Genomic DNA, 18,065 nt, shown 5'->3' with positions numbered 1-18,065 from the left:
CCACCGATACGGAAGCGACGGATCGTCATATCCGTGGAGAACCGGCGTGAAGCCCTCCTGTGGAGGGAGGGATCACCGCAGCCGACACCGCACATCCCCGCCGTCCTCGGGGCGGCGCGCGCAGGACACCGGCGCAACACCCCGCCACACGCACCGCCACACGCCCCCCGCTCACGCGAACCGCACCGCCTCACGCCCCCGCTCACGCGAACCGCACCGCCTCACACCCCCGCTCACGCGAACCGCCCCGCCACCTCCGCCAGACACTCCCGGAACACCCGCACGGCCGGCGACGCCAGCTGCGCCTCGCGCTGGGCGGTGAAGATCGTGCGGCGGGGCGTGCCGGGCAGCTCGAGGAGGCGGCAGTCCGGGGCCTCGCCCGCCCAGACCAGGTCGGGCATCAGGGCGACGGCGTGGCCGGAGGCGGCGAGGCGGATCTGCGCCTGCAGGTCGGCGGTCTCGAAGCGGACGTCCGGCTCGAAGCCCGCGACCCGGCAGGTCTGCTCGGCGAAGTGGCGGCTCGCGGTGCCGCGCGGCTCCATCACCCAGGCGGAGTCGCGGGCCGAGGCGAGGTCGACGACGGCGGAGTCGTGGCTCACGGCGAGGCGGATCGCGTCGGTCGTCAGGTCGCTGCGCACCAGTCCGGGCAGCCAGGAGGTCGAGTGGCCGGGGTACTGCTCGGCGACGACGAGGTCGAACTCCCGCGCCCACGACGTCTCGTGCAGCGCACCCTCGGGCTCGCGCTGCACCATCTCGACGCGCACCTCCGGGAAGCGGTCGGCGACGGCCCGGAGCGCGCCCGGCATGAGCGCGAGCGCGGCCGACTGGAACACCGCGACGCGCACCCGCCCGGTCACCGACTCCCCCGAGGCCGCGAGCGCCGCCTCCGCCCGCTCGAGCAGGGCCATCACCTCGCCGGCCGCCTCGACCAGGATCTCGGCCTGGGGTGTGAGCTGCACGCGCCGGCCCGCCTTCCGCAGCAGCTCGACGCCGGCCTCGCGCTCGAGCACGGCGAGCTGCTGCGAGACGGCGGAGGGACTGTAGGCGAGGGCCTCGGCCGCGGCGGCGAGAGTGCCGCGGATGGCCACCTCGCGGAGCAGGACCAGGCGGCGGACATCGAGCACGGCGTCTCTCCGATCGTTCAGCTGAGCTGACCGGTACCGGTAAGGAACGGTCGCTTCTGCTCAACGGTAGTCGGTCGAATACTGAAGGCACCCACCTCAGAGCAGAAGGACCGCACCATGACGGATCTCGCCAGCCCCGCTCTCGCCACCGGCCCCGCCGCCGACGGTCCGTCCGCCGATTCGATCGATCCCCGCCTGGTCGACGAGAGCGTCGCGCTGGTGCGGCGCTGGCTGCGCGAGGCGTCCGCGATCCCGATCGACGCCTCCGGGGCGCAGCTGGCGGGCGTGCTGAAGGACCCGGCCGGCCTGGACTTCACGGTCGGCTTCGTCGACGGCGTCGTCCGCCCCGAGGACACCCGCGTCGCGGCGGCGGCGCTGAAGGCGATCGCGGGCGGCGTGCCGTCCTTCCTCCCGGCTCCGATGCGCGGCGCGGTCGCCCTCGGCGGCGTCATGGCGCCGCTCCTCCCGGACGTCGTGGTGCCGATCGCGCGCCGGGTGCTGCGACGGATGGTCGGCCACCTGATCATCGACGCGACCGACTCCCGCCTGGGCCCGGCCATCGCCGCGATCCGCCGCGACGGCGTCCGGCTCAACATGAACCTGCTCGGCGAGGCCGTCCTCGGCCGCGAGGAGGCCCACCGCCGCCTGGAGGGGACGCACCGGCTCCTCGCCCGCGACGACGTCGACTACGTCTCGATCAAGGTCTCCTCGAGCACCGCCCCGCACAACCCGTGGGCCTTCGACGCCGCGGTCGACGACATCGTGGAGGAGCTGGCGCCGCTGTTCGCCCGGGCCGCCGCGTCCTCGCCGCAGAAGTTCATCAACCTCGACATGGAGGAGTACAAGGACCTCGACCTCACCATCGCGGTCTTCACCCGCATCCTCGACCGGCCGGAGTTCCTCGGCCTCGAGGCCGGCATCGTGCTGCAGGCCTACCTGCCGGACGCGCTCTCGGCGATGATCCGCCTGCAGGAGTGGAGCGCCGCCCGCCGGGCCCGCGGCGGCGCCGGCATCAAGGTGCGCCTGGTCAAGGGCGCGAACCTGCCGATGGAGCAGGTCGAGGCCTCGGTCCACGGCTGGCCGCTGGCGACCTGGAGCAGCAAGCAGGACTCCGACACGAACTACAAGCGCGTCGTCGACTACGCGCTGCACCCGGAGCGGATCCGCAACGTGCGGGTCGGCGTCGCCGGGCACAACCTCTTCGACGTCGCGTACTCGTGGCTGCTCGCCGGCACCCGCGGCGTCCGCGAGGGGATCGAGTACGAGATGCTCCTCGGCATGGCCCAGGGCCAGGCGGAGGCGGTGCGCCGCACGGTCGGCTCGCTCCTGCTCTACACGCCGGTCGTCGCGCCGGCCGAGTTCGACGTGGCGATCGCCTACCTGATCCGCCGGCTGGAGGAGGGCGCGTCGAGCCAGAACTTCATGTCGGCCGTCTTCGAGCTCGAGGCCGACCCGGCGCTCTTCGCGCGGGAGGAGGAGCGGTTCCGCGCCTCCGTCGCCGCCCTCGACGGGGCCGTCCCCCCGGCGCACCGCGTGCCCGACCGGTTCGCCGCGAGCGGCCGTCCGGGACCGGGCGACTTCCGCGGCACCCCCGACACCGACCCGTCCGTCGCCGCGAACCGCGAGTGGGCGCAGGCGATCCTCGCGCGCGTCCCCTCCTCCCGGGCCGGCGCCGACGCGATCGAGGCCGCCACGATCGGCACCCTCGACGAGCTGGAGTCGGTGCTCTCCGGCGCCCGCGGCAGCGGCTGGAGCGACGTCCCGGCCGAGGAGCGCGCCCGCATCCTGCACCGCGCGGGCGACGAGCTGGAGGCGCGCCGCGCCGAGCTGCTCGAGGTCATGGCGGCCGAGGGCGGCAAGACCCTCGACCAGGGCGACCCCGAGGTCTCGGAGGCCGTGGACTTCGCCCACTACTACGCCGAGCGCGCCCTCGAGCTCGACGCGGTCGACGGCGCCCGCTTCCACCCGGCCGCGCTGACCCTGGTCGCTCCGCCGTGGAACTTCCCGGTCGCGATCCCGGCCGGCGGCGTCCTCGCGGCGCTCGCGGCCGGCTCCGCCGTGGTGCTCAAGCCCGCCGGTCCGACCGCGCGCTGCGGCGCCGTGGTGGCCGAGGCGCTGTGGGCGGCGGGCGTGCCCCGCGAGGCCCTGCGCCTGCTCCGCCTGCCGGAGGAGGAGCTGGGGCGCGACCTGATCGCCTCCCCGCAGGTCGACCGCGTGATCCTCACCGGCGCCTACGAGACGGCGGAGCTGTTCCGCTCCTTCCGGAACGACCTCCCGCTGCTCGCCGAGACGAGCGGCAAGAACGCGATCGTGGTCACCCCCTCGGCCGACCTCGACCTGGCGGTGAAGGACGTGGTGACGAGCGCCTTCGGGCACGCGGGCCAGAAGTGCTCCGCCGCCTCGCTCGTGGTGCTGGTCGGCTCCGTCGCGCGCTCGAAGCGGTTCCGCGCGCAGCTGCTCGACGCGGTCTCCTCCCTCACGGTCGGCTACCCGACCGACCCCGCGACGCGGATGGGGCCGGTGATCGAACCCGCCGAGGGCAAGCTGCTGCGCGGCCTGACCGTGCTCGGCGCCGGTGAGACCTGGCTGCTGCAGCCGCGGAGCCTCGACGACTCCGGACGCCTGTGGAGCCCCGGCGTCCGCGACGGCGTGCGCCGCGGCTCCGAGTTCCACCGCACCGAGTACTTCGGGCCGATCCTCGGGATCATGACGGCGGCGACCCTCGACGAGGCGATCGCGATCGTCAACGAGGTCGACTACGGGCTCACCTCGGGCCTGCACGCGCTCGACCCGGAGGAGATCGGCACCTGGCTCGACGGGATCGAGGCGGGCAACCTCTACGTGAACCGCGGGATCACCGGGGCGATCGTGCAGCGCCAGCCGTTCGGCGGCTGGAAGAAGTCGGCGGTCGGCCCGGGCACCAAGGCGGGCGGGCCGGACTACCTGCTCGGCCTGGGCTCCTGGACCGCGGCGCCGTCGGAGGCGACCGCTCCGGTCGTCGGACCGGCCGCCCGCCTGCTCGCCGCGTCGCGCGCGGAGCTCCCGGCGGAGGAGCACGCCGCGGTGGAGCGGACGGCGCGCAGCTGCGCGGCGGCGTGGGCCGCGAGCGCTCCTCGCGACGTGACGGGGCTGGAGGCGGAGCGCAACGTCTTCCGCCGCCTGCCCTACGACTCCGCCGTGCTGGTGCGTTTGGCCGCCGGGGAGCCGCTGGGCTCGCTCGTGCGGGTGGCCGTCGCGGCGGCGACCGCGCAGGCACGGGTGGTCGTCTCGAGCGCCGCGGCGCTGCCTCCGCAGCTCGCCGCCGGTCTCGACGAGGCGGCCGGCGCCGTCGTGGTCGAGGACGACGCGGCGTGGGAGGCGCGGGTGCGCGCGCACGGCGCCGGACGGGTGCGCCTGCTGGGCGCGTCCGCCGCGACGGTGACGGCCGTGACGGGCGGGCGCCCCGACCTCGCGGTCTACGCCGGCCCGGCGACCGAGGCGGGCCGGCTGGAGCTGCTGCCGTTCCTCCGCGAGCAGGCCGTGTCGATCACGGCCCACCGCTTCGGCACGCCGGACCACCTCACGGACGGGCTGCTCTGACCGGCGTGATCCGACCGGCGTGATCCGACCGCCTGCCACGAGGTGCCGCTCCGGTACGCCCGCTCCGGCGTGTCGCTACCGGAGCGGCGTCTCGCGGAGAGGGCGACGGAGGGACGACGGGGCGGAGAGGGATCAGCCGCAGGCCGCACGTCAGTCCGCGTCAGCTCCGCGGCGGGTCCGCAGGGGTGGAGCGCGTGTCGTTGCTGGCGCGCGGGCCCTCCGGGAGGAGCGCGGCGCGTCCCACGCCCGATCGACGGCGGCGGCCGGGGTCAGCAGGATGTGCGCATGACCCGCCAGGAGAACGGCCGGCGCACCGCCGCGCCCGCCCGCGCGCCACGCCCGCGCACGCGCCCGACCGTCGGCTCCGCCTTCGACCCGCGGTCGAACAGCATCAACGCCCTGCGGCTCGGGCTGGCGGTCCTCGTCATGGTGTCGCACTCCTTCCCCCTCGGCGGCTACGGCGACGACCCCGGGTTCGGCGGCTCCACCCTCGGCGCCTGGGCGGTCGGCGGGTTCTTCGCCACCTCCGGCTTCCTGATCACCGCGAGCCGGCTGCGCTCGCGATCGCTGGTCGACTTCCTCTGGCGGCGCTTCCTCCGCATCTATCCCGCCTTCCTCGTCTCGCTCCTGGTCGTGGCCTTCGTCGCCGCACCGCTCGCGTCGCTCCTCCTCGGAGCCGGCGAGTACAGCGCGGCCGGGGCGGTGCGCTTCGTGGTCGCCGATGCGGCCCTCTACATCCGGGAGTACGGCATCGCGGAGATGCTCGGCTCCGTGCCCTACCCGGGCGCGTGGAACGGCTCGCTCTGGAGCCTGTTCTACGAGTTCGTCAGCTACGTCGTGATCGGCCTGCTCGTCTCCCTGGCGCCCGCGCGCTGGGTGCGCCCTCTCGTGGTCACGGGATTCGCGGGCCTCACCCTCGTCGCGGCGGTGCTCGCGACGGACCTCGTCCCGTTCCCGGCGCCCCTCAACCAGACGGTGACGCTCGTCGGGTACTTCCTCGCCGGCGCGCTCGTGCACCTGTACCGCGACCGCCTCCCCCTGACGGGCGCGCTCACCGCCATCGCGGCCGTGCTGCTCGTCCTCGTGATCGCGACCGGCCTCTACCGCGTGCTCGCCGGCCTCCCCCTCGCCTATCTGATGGTCGCGCTCGGCGCCCGGCTCCCCCTCCGCCGGGTGGGCGCGACCCACGACGTCTCCTACGGGATGTACATCTACGCGTTCCCCGTGCAGCAGCTGCTCTCGCTGGCGATCGTCGGAGCCGGAGCCGACGTGCCGCTCTGGGCGTACATCGCGCTCTCGGTCGCAGCGACGGTCCCCCTCGCGTGGGCGAGCTGGCTGCTGGTCGAGCGCCCCGCGATGCGGCTGAAGCGCCTCACCGCCCGGGCTCCCGTCGACGTCGAGGGCCACGTCCTGCGCTGAGGCCCGGAGCCGCGAGCCCGGAGCCGAGAGCCCGCGGCCGTCCACGCCCGGTCGCGCCCCGGAGCCGCCCGCCCGCAGCCCCCACCGGCGCCCGCGAGCCCCGCGCCGCCGCCCGCCTCCGACTCGCCGCGTCAGCCGTCCCAGCCGCCGGGGAGGTCGCGGACCACCCGCCAGCGCGGGTCGAGCTGCGTCGCCGCCCCTCCGTTCCACGCGCGGCTGTGGAACCACGGCGCGATCACGTCGGCGCCGCCGTGCACGTGGTCGCCGAGATGAGCGCCCCAGTACGAGAAGGTCGAGTTCGTCAGCACGAGGCGGCGGGACGCGGCCAGCAGGGCGAGCTGCTGCGGCACCGGCGTCCCCGCCCCCGGGAAGCGCACCTCGAGGCCCTCGAGGACGCGGGCCAGCTTCACCCGGCACCAGTCGAGGTCGTCCGACACGATCAGGACGCTGCGCACGGGCTCCCGCTCGCGGGCCAGGGCGAGCGCCGCGTCGACGTATTCGACCACGTCGAAGGAGTAGCGGCCGCGGAAGGCCGGGACGCTGTAGTAGTCGCCGCGCCGGATGTTCACGGTGAGGTCCGCCTCCGGTCGCGCCGCCGCCACCAGAGCGGTGAAGGGACCGCCGGGCGGGAGCAGCATCGTCGCGACGAAGTCCGCCAGCTCGTCCGTCGTGAACTCCACGCCGAGCTCCTGGTGGACGCTCCCGAACTCGCGGGGGCTGAAGAACGACATCTCCGCCGGGGGCACCACGAGCTCCTCGAGGACCCGCGGGAAGACCTCCGCCCACTCCGCGGTCCTCCGCGTCGCACGCACCGCGGTCGGCACCCCGCGGCTCCGGCGGGCGTGGGCCTGCAGCCAGAAGTAGGCGAGGTTCCCGACCCCGAACGACTCGCCGGGCAGCAGCACCGTCGTGCCCCGTCGGCGGAGGGGCGCCAGCAGCGCCGAGCGGACGTCGCCGAGCGTCACCACCGCGGGCCTCCCCCGCTCACGAGAGCTCTCCGAGCGCTACGAGCTGGGCGAAGCCGGGGTGCGCGGCCCGCACCTCCTCGAAGGTGCCGGCCCCCTCGATCCGGCCGCCGTCGAGGAAGAGCAGCCGGTCGGCGCCGCGCACGGTCGAGAGCCGGTGGGCGACCACGAGGACGGTCATGCTGCCGTGCAGCTCGGCGACGGCACGCGAGATCTCGTGCTCCGTGCGGTTGTCGAGCGCCGAGGTCGCCTCGTCGAGGACGAGGACGGAGGGGCGCCGGTACAGCGCCCGGGCGAGGCCGAGCCGCTGGCGCTGGCCGCCGGAGAGGCGGACGCCGCGCTCGCCCACGCGGGTGTCCAGACCCTGCGGCAGCCCGCCGACGAACTCCTCGAGCTGCGCCGTCCGCAGCACCTCGCGCACGCGCTCGTGATCGACCTCGGCCGCCGGGACCCCGAAGGCGACGTTCGCGGCGACGGTCGCGTCCAGGAGGAACACGTCCTGCGGCACCACGCCGAGCCCCGCGTACCAGGCCGCGGGGTCCTCGTCGATCGGCCGCCCGCCGCAGAGGATCCGGCCGCTCGTGGGCGGGAGCAGGCCGAGAACCAGGTCGAGGAGGGTGCTCTTGCCGGCGCCGCTGGATCCGACGAAGGCGGTCGTGGCGTTCCGCTGGATCACCAGGGAGACGTCCCGCACCACGTCCACGTCGGAGTCGGCGTAGCGGTACGTGACGTGCTCGAGCGCGATGTCGCCGGAGTAGCGGCCGCCCGGCCCGGGCCTCTCGTCGTGCGCCCCCTCAGAGGCGAGCTCCTCGGCCGCCTCGGAGACGATCCGCAGACCCGCCTGCCCGCTGCGCACGATCGCGAAGGTGGCCGAGACGCGGTTGAGGGTCGGCAGGGCGCGGAGGGAGGCGGCCGCGAAGACGCCCAGGACGGAGAGCGCCTCGGCGCCGGAGCCGGTGGCGACCAGGATCCCCGAGACGCCCACGACGGCGACGACGAAGCCGATCTCGAGCAGGTACTTCGGCAGCTCCGAGACGAGCGAGAGGGAGCGCAGAGCCTGGGCGCTGCGGCGCTTGGCCCCGCTGAAGCCGGCGACCAGGCTCGCCGCGCTCGAGGTGAGGCGCGCCTCGCGGAACCCGTCGAGCGAGGGGAGCAGGTACTGCCACGACTCCAGCGCCGCCTCCGCCATCTCCTCGCCGATCCGGCCCTGCCGCCGCCGCAGGAGGGCCTGGACGCCGCCGAGCAGCACCGCGAAGAAGACGGCCGCGAACAGGGTCGCGACCGGCGAGGCGACCAGCAGGATCGCCACGATCGCGACGAGCACCAGCAGGTCGGAGGCGATGCCGATCACGCCGAGCAGCACGCCGGCCGCCTGCGCGCTGGCGTCGTTGATGGTCCGGTACACCTCGGCGAGGCGCCGGGAGCGGTGGACGGCGTAGGGCGCGAGGACGTACCGCCGGAGCAGCTCCGTCGCAGCGTCGGCCGATATCCGCGTGGTGCGGCCGAGCAGCCACCACCGGAAGACGATCGTCCCGGCGCTCTTGAGCACGAAGACGACCGCGACGAAGCCGGCGATGATCGGGAGGAGGGTCTGGACGTCCGTCGAGCCGAGGACGCCGGAGAGGACGCCGAGCGCGCCCGTGGTGGTGTCGGTCCCGGTGAGCAGCGCCATGAGCGGCACCATCGCGGCGACGCCCAGGGTGTCGAGGATCGCGAGCGCGAGGGAGCCCGCGACGGCGGCGGTGATCCAGCCCGGAGAGGCGGCGCCGGCCAGCGAGAGGAGGGTGCGCAGCCCCGGTCGCAGGGACCCGCCGCTCACGCCGCCACCCCCTCGTACACGGCGGCGATCCCGCCGCACATGATGGAGACGTCCCGCACGGCGCGAGGAGCCGCGGCCCTCGACGCCTGCCGCTCCAGCGCCGCGGCCACCGCCTCCGGGTCGTCGGCGTCGACCAGCGAGTCCCGCTCGACGATCTCGGGGTTCCCGCCCACCGCGGAGGCGACCACGCCGATCCCGCGGGCGGCCGCGTCGAGCAGCGTGTAGGAGCAGTTCTCCCAGACCGAGAGCTGGGCGACGACGTCCGCCGCGGCGAGCGCCGCCTCCGGATCGGCGAAGCCGGGGAACGACACGGCGTCGCCGAGGCCGAGCCGCTCGGCCCGGGCGCGCAGGGCGCCGTCGAGCGGTCCCTCGCCGGCGACGGTCAGCGTGGCGCCGGGGACGCGCCGGCGCAGCACCGCGAAGGCCTCGAGCAGCGCGTCCAGGCGCTTCTCCGGCGCCAGGCGCGCGAGCGAGAGGACCCGGAGGGAGCCCGGCTCCCCCGGCTCGCGGTCGCGGGGCGCGGCGTCGACTCCGTTCAGCACGACCTGCACCGGCAGGCTCGGACGCCACTTCTCGATCATGGTGCGGCGGGTGGCCTCCGAGACGGCGATCGCGCCGTCGAACGACCGCAGCCGCGCGTGGTGCGCCGCCGCGGTCGTCCGCGCCCGCAGTGCGGTGCGGTGGTAGACGTCGGGCCCGGCGATGCCGTGCTCCGTCGTGACGCGGCGGACCCCGCGGGGCAGCGGGGTCGCCGCGGTCACGAGGTCGGCGTGGGCGAGGTGGGAGTGGACGACCGCCGGGCGGAGAGCCGCCGCGGTCGCGCGCAGGGTCGCCACGGAGGCGGCGGCACCGGCGGACACTCCGAAGCGCCCGGTCGTCACGGCCGAGCCCTGCTCCCGCAGCCGCTCGGCGAGCGCTCCCTCCGGGCAGAGCACGACGAGCCGGTGGCCGGGGATCCCGCGCCGTGCGGCGTCGAGGACGTGGCGGGCCACCCCGCCGAACTCGCCGACCGGCACCGCCCAGAGCGCGAGCGGGGTCACAGCCACTCCTCCAGCCGCTCGAGCGCGGTCCAGAAGCCCTCGCCGCTGTTGACGTGCCCCTGCCAGATCTCGGGGATGAACGGCACCCCGGGCGCCAGCTCGTCGAGCGACGCCGCGAAGTCCGGCCAGTCGATCTCGCCCTCGCCGATCTGCACCCCCTCGCCGTCGACACCCGTCGCGTCGACGAGGTGCAGGTGCGCGCTGAGCGGAGCGAGCAGCGCCACCGCCTCCGAGAAGGCGAGCCCGAGGTGGTTCGCCGCGAGCTTGGTGTGCGAGGCGTCGAGGCAGAGCGGCGTGCCGGTGGCGGCCGCGAACTCCGCGGTGTCGCGCGGGTCCACGAAGAGGTTGTGGAACTGCTGCCCGCCCATGAGCCACGGGTAGGGCGGGAGGGTCTGCGCCAGCACGCGGACGCCGCTCGTGTCGATGCGCTCGAGGGCGTCGGCAACGCGCTCGTAGAGGGGAGCGCGCTGATCCGGAGCCACGTGCGCGTGGCGGGTGAAGCCGCCCATCGTGACGACCATCATCGGGTCCTCCTCCTGGCGGAACCAGCGCGCGAGGCTCCGGGTGGTCTCGACGGTGCGCTGCACCTCCGCGATCGAGCGCTCCCACACGTCGTCGTCGAAGGAGGCGAGGTCGACGAGGAAGTCGCCCGCGAACAGGTCCGGCAGGTGGGTGGTGAAGCCGGAGTCGAGGCGGCGGGTGAACACGTCGTCCGGCTCGATCTCCAGGTCGCGGTACGAGAAGTGGAACTCGAGGAAGTCGGCGTTCGACTCCGTGGCGAGCGCCGCGTGGTCGTGGTACCGCACCGGCAGGCCCCAGGGGCGGCGGAACCGGAACGGCCGGCCGGACGGCGTGCTCTCGCGCAGGTCGCCGGCGAAGAAGAACCCGCCCTCCTCGACGTCGCGGTGGAGCGCGCGGCCGAGCAGCTGCGGCAGCTCGTTGGGCTGGAGGCCCCGGCCGGGGCTGCGGACGACGACGTCGGCGGCGCGCACCACGTCCCCGATCGAGAGGTCGCGGGAGGCGACCAGCGACTTCGCGAGCGAGACGCGGTTCATCGACTCGCCCGTCGAGACCGATCGGGCGTCGCGCGTGCCGAGCGAGTCCTCGATGTCGCGGATCTCGCCGACCATGCGGCGGAACTCGTCCGGGAGCAGGGACACCGTGTGGTCGTTGCCCTCCATCCCCCGGTCGACCGTGAAGTGCTTCTCGACGATGCGGGCCCCGCGGGCGACCGCGGCGACCGGGACGTGCCAGCCCCGCTCGTGGCCGGAGTAGCCGACGACGCCGCCGCCGATCTCGGCGAGCCGGTCGAGGTAGGCGAGGTTGAGGTCGCGGTAGGGCGCCGGGTACGTCGACTGGGTGTGCAGCAGGGCGAAGGAGGTGCCGAGCGAGCGCAGCAGCGCGACCGACTCGAGGATCTCGGACTCGCGGGACATCCCGGTGCTGAGCAGCAGGGGCAGTCCCCGGGTGCCGGCGTCCTCGATCAGCCCGTGGTTGGTGAGGTCCGCCGAGGCGATCTTGAGGCCCGGGATCCCGTAGTCGACGAGCGCCTGCACGCTCGGGGCGTCCCACGGGGTGCAGAGGATGTCGATCCCGGCCTCGGCCGCGTGGTCGAAGACCCGGAGGAGCGGCTCGGCGGGCAGCGAGAAGCGGCGCAGGAGGTCGATCGTGTACTGGGCGCCGAGGTCCTCCCCCGCGGTGGCCCCGCCGGCGCGCCGGTAGAGGGAGTCGAGGTCGCGCAGCTGGAACTTCACCGCGTCGGCGCCCGCCTCGACCGCGAGGTCGACCAGCCGCCGCGCCAGATCGACCGATCCGTTGTGGTTGTTGCCGATCTCCGCGATCAGGAAGGCCGGGTGGCCGTCGCCCACCTCGTGGCGGCCGATCCGCAGCGCCCGGTCGCCCTCGACCGCGATCGCGACGAGGTGCCCGCGGTCGTCGACGAGCGGGAGGTGGCTGATCCCGTCGCGGCCGAGCCGGGCGGCGATCGCGGTGGCCGGCTCGTCCGCTCCCGCCGTGCGGACGGCGGTGTTCGCGACGGCGAGGGCCGGGACGTCGAGGGAGGCCGTCGGGTTCGCGATGATCCAGCGGCGGAAGTCCCCGTCGGACACCGACCCGCGGAGGATCCCGTGCCCGTCGACGCAGAAGACGATCCGCTGCTTGTTCGCGTTGATCTTGGCCAGCGCGGTGAGCACCGGGTCCTCGGCGAAGACGATGAACGGGGCGAGGTGCCGGTCGATGATCATGCGCCGCCTCCCGCCGACAGGCTGAGGAGGGTCTGCTCGACCACCGCGAGGTCCGCCTCGGTGTCGATGTCCCCGCCCTCCGCCTCGTCCATGACGAACAGGCCGACCCGGCCGCCGATCCGGTTGCGCTCGCGCTCGTAGACCTCGGTGCGGGTGAGGTAGAGGGACCCGGTCTCGCGGTAGAAGAAGTCGGCCTCGGCGAGGTCCTGGCGCCGCGGCCGGGCCGTGACGTCGTACTGCGGCACGGCGGCCCCCTCCTGCAGCCGCCAGAGGAACGGCGTCTGCGGGACGACGCCCACCAGCGAGTCGACCCCCGTCGAGGCGAACTGCTCGAGCGCGCGGGCGAGGGTGCCCGGGAGCCGGATCGGCGAGGTCGCCTGGAGCAGCATCACCGCGTCCGGGCGGCGCCCCAGCGCGGCCCGGTGCTCGATCGCGTGGAGCACGACGGACTCGGTCGCCGTCTCGTCGCGCGCCAGCTCGGCGGGCCGGAGGAACGGCACGTCCGCTCCCGCCCCCTCCGCGATCGCGGCCAGCTCGGGGTCGTCGGTCGACACGAGCAGGTCGAGACCGGCGGCGAGCGCCTGCTCGATGCTCCAGACCACCAGCGGGCGGCCCGCGACGGGGCGGGCGTTCTTGCGCGGGACGCCCTTCGAGCCCCCGCGCACGGGGATGACGCAGAGAACGGTCACGGGGTGCCTCCTTCGGCGATGGCGAGTGCCCGGCGGGCGACGGCGACGGCCGGCTCGACGGACGGGACGGGCGGAGCCGCGGTCGGCGTCTCCCCGCCCCAGCGCGCGAGCCGGTACCGGCTCCAGAACTCGAGCACCCAGGCGGGCGGGTCATCGCAGACGACCCACGCGGGGATCCCGGCGGCCGCGGCCTCGAGGACCCCGGTCGAGAAGATCGAGGCGACCGGCCGGGCCTGCGCGGCGAGGTCGCCGCCGCGGAGCACCCGGATGCCGCGGCGCTCCCACCGCGCGTGCTGCCAGCGCGAGCGGCGGTCGACCTCGGCGGGGTGGGGGCGGTAGTCGGCGCCCGCCTCGCGGCAGAAGCGGGAGGCGGTGGCCGCGGCCGTCCGCCGGGGCAGCTCCGCGCCGTGCAGCTGGCCGAGGAACAGGGGCCGCTCCTCGAGCCGCTCGGGGCGCGGGCGGCGCGACGCGGTCCAGAGCAGCTGGCTGCCGACGACCTCGGTCTCCACGTCGCTGCGGCCGGAGGTCCAGAAGGCCGCGTCCTCCTCCGAGAACGCCAGCAGCGTCGCTCCGGGCGGGAGCGGCGGGGCGGAGGGGGTGAGCAGGCCGTGCTGCACGACCAGGAAGCGGGCGCCGAGGATCCCGGACCAGCGGTGGGCGGCCGCTCCCGCCGCGAGGAAGTGGCCGGTGGCGATCACGGCGCGGAGGCTCCGCAGCTCGGCGGGCGGGTCCGCCTCCGGGTCGACCGGGTGCGCACTCCAGCGGCCCGGCAGCAGCCCGGACAGCGCGTCGCCGGCTCCGGAGGGAGCGAGGACCGCCGCGGGAGCCCCGCCGAGAGGCGCGAGCGAGGCCGCGGTCGAGGCGAGGGCGCTCGCCGTCGACGCCTCCACCGCGAGCAGGACCGCGGGCCGTTCGCCGCGCACGTGCAGCACCAGGCGGGTCGGCTCGGAGCGCCGCAGCGCCGCCCGGGCGGTGCGCAGCGGGTCGCGGCCGCGCTGCCAGCGGCGCCAGGCCTCCAGGTCGGTCGGGTGCGTCAGCGCCACAGGGCCCTCACCTCCCGCATCCGGTGCACGAAGGTGTGCTCGGCGCCCGTGCGGCGCGCGCCCGCCTCGCGGATGCGCCGCGCCCACGAGGGGTCCGCGCCCGCCCGCCGCACGTGCTCGACGAGCTGGTCGCGCTCCTCGAAGACGAGCACCTCGCTGCCCACCTCGTAGAACTCCGCCACCTCGGGCCGGTCGATCAGGGTCAGCGCCCCGACGCCCGGCGCCTCGAAGGCGCGCATCGAGAGTCCGCCGTGGCCCGCGCCGTGCAGAGCCAGGGTCGCGGTCGAGCCGGCCATCACTCCGTAGTAGCCCGCCCGCGGGACGTCGCGGCGGGCGGGGACGCCGGCCGAGCGCCAGCGGCCGGTGCGCGCTACGTCCCAGGGATGGCGTGACCACTGCCGCCCGTACGCCTCGACCGCGACCCCGCCGGCCGCGAGCTCCCGCAGCACGCGCTCGCGCTCGGGGTAGCGGGCGCCGACGAAGGTCACCGCGGAGGAGGGGCGGGGGCGGAAGGAGAGGAGGGAGTCGAAGGCGTCGGGCAGGTGCCCGGCCGGAACCCCCGCGCGGGCGAGCTCGGCGACGTCGGCGGCGGAGTAGCTGACGATCGACACCGCCTCCCCGGCAAGGGAGCGCAGGCGGTCGACGGGGTGCCCCATGTTGCGGAGCTCGTCGTAGAGCCAGAGCACCACGGGGACGCCGGCGCGGCCGACCTCCTCCCACCAGGCGTCGCCGAGGGAGTCGCCCTTCACCACGAGGACGGCCCGGGGCCGGACGGCGCGCAGCGCCGCGATCGCGCGGTCGGTCTCGGCGCGCATCGACGAGCGCCGGAGCCGGCCCCCGGGGAGCCGGTGGCCGAGGGCGTCGCGCACGTGGGCCAGCCCGGTCGCGGCGTCGTAGCGGTGGACGACCACGTCGTCGCCCAGGTGGGCCAGCGCCGATTCGAGCGCCTCCCAGTAGCCGTGGAAGACCGGGCTCACCACGAGCACGGGCCCGCTCACCGGGACGCCGCCTCGGCGGCGGCGACGAGCCGGAGCTCGCGCCGGAGGACGGCCAGCGGGCGCACGTCGCTGCCGGCGGCGGCGCGCACCGCGTTGGCGGCGAGGTTCACGGCGGAGGCGGCGCGCAGGGCCGCGGCGAGGGCGGCGGGGCGCCCGCCCCACTTGCCGGCGTAGCGCAGGCGCGAGGCGACCAGCCAGACCAGTCGGCGCGCGGGGTCGGAGGAGCCGCCTCCCGTGTGCTCGGCGACGACGGAGCCGGCGAAGACCGAGGGCACGCCGCGCTCGCGCAGCCGGCGCTGGAGGTCGACCTCCTCGCAGTTCATGTGGAAGGACTCGTCGAACCCGCCGACCGCGCGGAACTCGGCCACCGGCAGCAGCATCACGGCGCCCACCACCCAGTCCACCGGCACCGTCGCGCCCGGGGTGCACCGGGTGTCGTGGCCGACGGCCGCGTGCAGCCGCGGTCGCCAGCGCGCGAGCGGAGTGAGCCACTCCACGACGTAGTGGCGCAGCCGTGGGAAGCGCCGGCCGACCCACTGCCGCTCCCCGCCCGCGTCGACGAGGTCCGGAGCGACGACCGCGGGCAGCCACGGCCGTCCCGCCTCGAGCAGGTCGCGGAGAAAGGAGGGCCCGACGACGAGGTCGCTGTTGAGTACCAGGAGCAGCGGGTGTCGCGCCCGGGCGGCGCCCGTGTTCACCGCTGCGCCGAAGCCGCCGTTCCGCTCGCGCCGCACGACCTCCACTCCGTCGGTCCCGGTCGGGAACGGGACCGGGGAGGCGTCGTCGACGACGACGATCTCGAGGGCGGGGGGCGACTCCTGGCTGCGGAGCCGCTCGACGAGGGCGAGCGCGGGCGCGGGGTCGCCGTAGTGCGGGATCACGACGCTCACCCCCTCGGCGGTCACCTCGCGACCGTCTCGGCGGCGCGGTCCCGGCGGAGCGAGCGGCGGGTGCTCCGGACGGTGGCGGCCGGGGGCTCCGCGCCGACGGGCAGAGCACCGAGAGCGGGGAGGATCACCCGGAGCAGGGCATCGATGTCCTCGGCGGCCGCCGCAGCGACGTCCGGTCCGCGCCCGAACGGGTCGGCGAAGTCGTCCTCGGCGCCGTAGGGGGCGGTGTCGTCGGCGAGCAGCCGCAGGAGCGGGACGCCGGGGGCGGCTCCCGCCAGCCGCGCCGCCCGGCGGACCGTGGTGGTGCGGCGCGCGGCGGCCGGGAAGTGGCGGGTGACCCACTCGCGCTGGCCCGCCTCGAACACGAGCACGGGGTCGGTGCCGGCGAGCATCCGGCCGTCGGCCTGGCGCGCGCGGTGCCCGGCCGTGGAGAGCCCGCGGGCCCGCAGCGCATCGCTGAGCTCGGGGTCGAGCCCGCGGCCGACCTCCGCGTGCGTTCCCGCGCTCTCGACCCGCCAGTCGGAGCCGGCGCCGAGCAGGCGCGCCGCGATCAGCTCGGCCGAGGGCGACCGTGCCACGTTCGCATGGCAGAGCAGGAGCAGGCGCCCGCTCATCGAGCCGCCCGGCGGGACGTCTGCGGAGGCAGGGCCCGCGACTCCACCGGGGCGAGCTCGGACCGGCGCGGTGCCGTCGCCGCGCGCTTGCGCCCCGTCGCCGGCTGCGGCTCGGCGTAGTACGCGTTCTTGCGGTCGTAGTAGTAGTACCCGGTGTCGCCGTCGCGGGCGGTGACCATGTTGAGCACGGTGCCGAGCACGCGGGCGCGGACCTGCTGGACGATCCGCCGGGCGGCGACGACCTCGGGCCGGCGCGTCTGGTTCGAGGCGACGACGAAGACGACGCCGTCGACGACGGTCGCGACGATGGAGGCGTCGGTGACGGGCAGCACGGGCGGGGCGTCGATGATGACGAAGTAGTCCTTCGAGAGGCGCGCGACCAGGGCGCGCATCGCCTCGGAGCCGAGCATCTCGGACGGGTTCGGCGGGATGTGGCCGGCCGGGAGGGCGTAGAGGCCCGCGGTGCCGGTGGGGCGGATCGCGTCGTCCACAGGGATCTGGTGGCTGAGGACCTCGCTGAGGCCGATGGCGCCGTCGATGTCCAGCATCCGCGCCACGGAGGGCCGGCGGAGGTCCGCGTCGACCAGGAGGGTGCGCTGCCCGGACTCCGCGGTGACGCGGGCCAGTCCGGCGGCGATCGTGGACTTGCCCTCGGCCTGGTTGGCGCTGGTGATCACGACGCTGCGCGTCTCCTCGTCGACGCTGGAGAAGCGCAGGCCCGTCCGGAGCGAGCGGAACGCCTCCGCGGTGAGCGCGTCGGTGCCGCGGCGGCCGCCGGTCCGGCCCGGGCGTCCGGCCTTGGGGATGCGGCCGAGGACGCCGACGCCGAAGAGCTCGGTGAGGTCGTCGACGGTCCGCACGCGGATGTCGAGGGCCCGGCGGAGGAAGGCGAGACCGAAGCCGAGCACGAGGCCGCCCAGGGCGCCGAGCAGGATGTTCCGCACCCAGTCGGGGCTCGTCGGGGCGGCGGGCGGCTCCGCGTTCTCGAGCGGGACGACGGTGATCTGCGGTGTGCGGTCCGCGGTGGACTGCGTCTCGATGTCGGTGATGACGGCCGCCAGCGCCGCGAGCGCCCCGTTGGCCAGGGCGGCGGCGTTCTGCGCGGTCCCGGCCGCGGCGGTGACCTCGATCAGGGTGCTGCCCGGAGCGACCCTCGCGGTGAGGCGGCCGCTCAGGGCCTCCCCGCCGGGATTCGCCTCCGGGTCGGCCTCGATCCGCTCGGAGACGGCGCTGCTCGAGATCAGCGGCAGGTAGGCGTTGGCCCGGGTCACTGCGGTCTGCGACCCGCTGATCGCATCGGCCGAGCTGCCGTCGCTCGCGGCGATCACGAATCCGGCCGAGCTCGACTCGTAGACCTTCGGAGTGAGGAACGAGAAGGCGGCCATCGCCAGGGCTCCGACGAGCACGGCGACCACGAGGGTCCGCCAGTTCCGCCGGGTGAAAGCGATGAGATCGACGACAGTCACTGCGCACCTTTCTGCGTGCCGCGCATGCGCCGCACGACGATGCTGAGGTGTCGGTCACGCTAGCAATGCGGAGCGCCTTTCCCTAGGCGGTCCCCGACCCCTCGGGAGGCCCTTTCTGCGAGGATGACGACATGTCCGCGCCAGGGGGAGAGATCGTCGTCGAGAGGCGTTCCCCG

The 18,065-nt window shown here is 75.4% G+C and carries 13 protein-coding genes; 2 read left to right on the top strand and 11 right to left on the bottom strand.

What is annotated here, in order from left to right; genetic code table 11:
• Positions 1–233: 233 nt before the first annotated feature.
• Positions 234–1,124 carry a LysR family transcriptional regulator gene (locus C5C29_RS04565; RefSeq protein WP_104227335.1) on the bottom strand — a complete coding sequence of 297 codons (891 nt, stop codon included), beginning with the start codon at positions 1,122–1,124 and terminating at the stop codon, positions 234–236.
• 117 nt (positions 1,125–1,241) lie between these two features.
• Between C5C29_RS04565 and C5C29_RS04560 the strand changes: the two genes are divergently transcribed.
• On the top strand, positions 1,242–4,703 hold the full coding sequence (locus C5C29_RS04560; protein ID WP_104308003.1) for a bifunctional proline dehydrogenase/L-glutamate gamma-semialdehyde dehydrogenase: 3,462 nt from the start codon (positions 1,242–1,244) through the stop codon (positions 4,701–4,703).
• Positions 4,704–4,988: 285 nt separating this feature from the next.
• Positions 4,989–6,122, top strand: a complete 1,134-nt coding sequence (locus tag C5C29_RS04555; RefSeq protein ID WP_104308002.1) for an acyltransferase — start codon at positions 4,989–4,991, stop codon at positions 6,120–6,122.
• A gap of 131 nt (positions 6,123–6,253) precedes the next feature.
• Here the strand turns inward: C5C29_RS04555 and C5C29_RS04550 are convergent, their stop codons facing one another.
• The 10 genes from C5C29_RS04550 to C5C29_RS04505 are packed head-to-tail and all read right to left on the bottom strand — an operon-like array spanning position 6,254 to position 17,889.
• Positions 6,254–7,087 (bottom strand): alpha-1,2-fucosyltransferase, encoded by an 834-nt coding sequence (locus C5C29_RS04550; protein ID WP_146083457.1) that lies wholly within the window; start codon positions 7,085–7,087, stop codon positions 6,254–6,256.
• A gap of 19 nt (positions 7,088–7,106) precedes the next feature.
• A complete protein-coding gene (locus C5C29_RS04545) occupies positions 7,107–8,906 on the bottom strand; it encodes an ABC transporter ATP-binding protein (protein WP_104308000.1) in 1,800 nt (599 codons plus the stop codon).
• Complete coding sequence (locus tag C5C29_RS04540) at positions 8,903–9,946, bottom strand: glycosyltransferase family 4 protein (RefSeq protein WP_104307999.1); 1,044 nt, start codon at positions 9,944–9,946, stop codon at positions 8,903–8,905. The genes C5C29_RS04545 and C5C29_RS04540 overlap by 4 nt, the downstream gene beginning before the upstream one ends.
• Positions 9,943–12,189 carry an N-acetylneuraminate synthase family protein gene (locus tag C5C29_RS04535; protein WP_104307998.1) on the bottom strand — a complete coding sequence of 749 codons (2,247 nt, stop codon included), beginning with the start codon at positions 12,187–12,189 and terminating at the stop codon, positions 9,943–9,945. Before C5C29_RS04535 ends, C5C29_RS04540 begins: the two co-directional genes overlap by 4 nt.
• Positions 12,186–12,878, bottom strand: coding sequence for a cytidylyltransferase domain-containing protein (locus tag C5C29_RS04530; RefSeq protein WP_104307997.1), 693 nt, complete (start codon positions 12,876–12,878; stop codon positions 12,186–12,188). Before C5C29_RS04530 ends, C5C29_RS04535 begins: the two co-directional genes overlap by 4 nt.
• Positions 12,875–13,921 carry a hypothetical protein gene (locus C5C29_RS04525; RefSeq protein ID WP_104307996.1) on the bottom strand — a complete coding sequence of 349 codons (1,047 nt, stop codon included), beginning with the start codon at positions 13,919–13,921 and terminating at the stop codon, positions 12,875–12,877. Before C5C29_RS04525 ends, C5C29_RS04530 begins: the two co-directional genes overlap by 4 nt.
• Positions 13,912–14,919 carry a glycosyltransferase gene (locus C5C29_RS04520; protein ID WP_104307995.1) on the bottom strand — a complete coding sequence of 336 codons (1,008 nt, stop codon included), beginning with the start codon at positions 14,917–14,919 and terminating at the stop codon, positions 13,912–13,914. The genes C5C29_RS04525 and C5C29_RS04520 overlap by 10 nt, the downstream gene beginning before the upstream one ends.
• Positions 14,916–15,824, bottom strand: coding sequence for a glycosyltransferase family 2 protein (locus C5C29_RS04515; RefSeq protein WP_104307994.1), 909 nt, complete (start codon positions 15,822–15,824; stop codon positions 14,916–14,918). The genes C5C29_RS04520 and C5C29_RS04515 overlap by 4 nt, the downstream gene beginning before the upstream one ends.
• Complete coding sequence (locus tag C5C29_RS04510) at positions 15,821–16,423, bottom strand: hypothetical protein (RefSeq protein WP_104307993.1); 603 nt, start codon at positions 16,421–16,423, stop codon at positions 15,821–15,823. Before C5C29_RS04510 ends, C5C29_RS04515 begins: the two co-directional genes overlap by 4 nt.
• On the bottom strand, positions 16,420–17,889 hold the full coding sequence (locus C5C29_RS04505) for a polysaccharide biosynthesis tyrosine autokinase (protein ID WP_104307992.1): 1,470 nt from the start codon (positions 17,887–17,889) through the stop codon (positions 16,420–16,422). Before C5C29_RS04505 ends, C5C29_RS04510 begins: the two co-directional genes overlap by 4 nt.
• Between the last annotated feature and the right edge of the window lie 176 nt (positions 17,890–18,065).

The sequence above is a fragment of the Rathayibacter sp. AY1H2 genome (assembly GCF_002931985.1).
Lineage (GTDB): Bacteria > Actinomycetota > Actinomycetes > Actinomycetales > Microbacteriaceae > Rathayibacter.
This window is presented reverse-complemented; position numbering and strand designations above follow the sequence as displayed.

Excerpts from the sequence above, each read along its gene's own strand:
- C5C29_RS04560 (WP_104308003.1), top strand. The coding sequence starts at position 1,242 with ATGACGGATCTCGCCAGCCCCGCTCTCGCCACCGGCCCCGCCGCCGAC.
- C5C29_RS04555 (WP_104308002.1), top strand. The coding sequence starts at position 4,989 with ATGACCCGCCAGGAGAACGGCCGGCGCACCGCCGCGCCCGCCCGCGCG.
- C5C29_RS04535 (WP_104307998.1), bottom strand. The coding sequence starts at position 12,189 with ATGATCATCGACCGGCACCTCGCCCCGTTCATCGTCTTCGCCGAGGAC.
- C5C29_RS04510 (WP_104307993.1), bottom strand. The coding sequence starts at position 16,423 with ATGAGCGGGCGCCTGCTCCTGCTCTGCCATGCGAACGTGGCACGGTCG.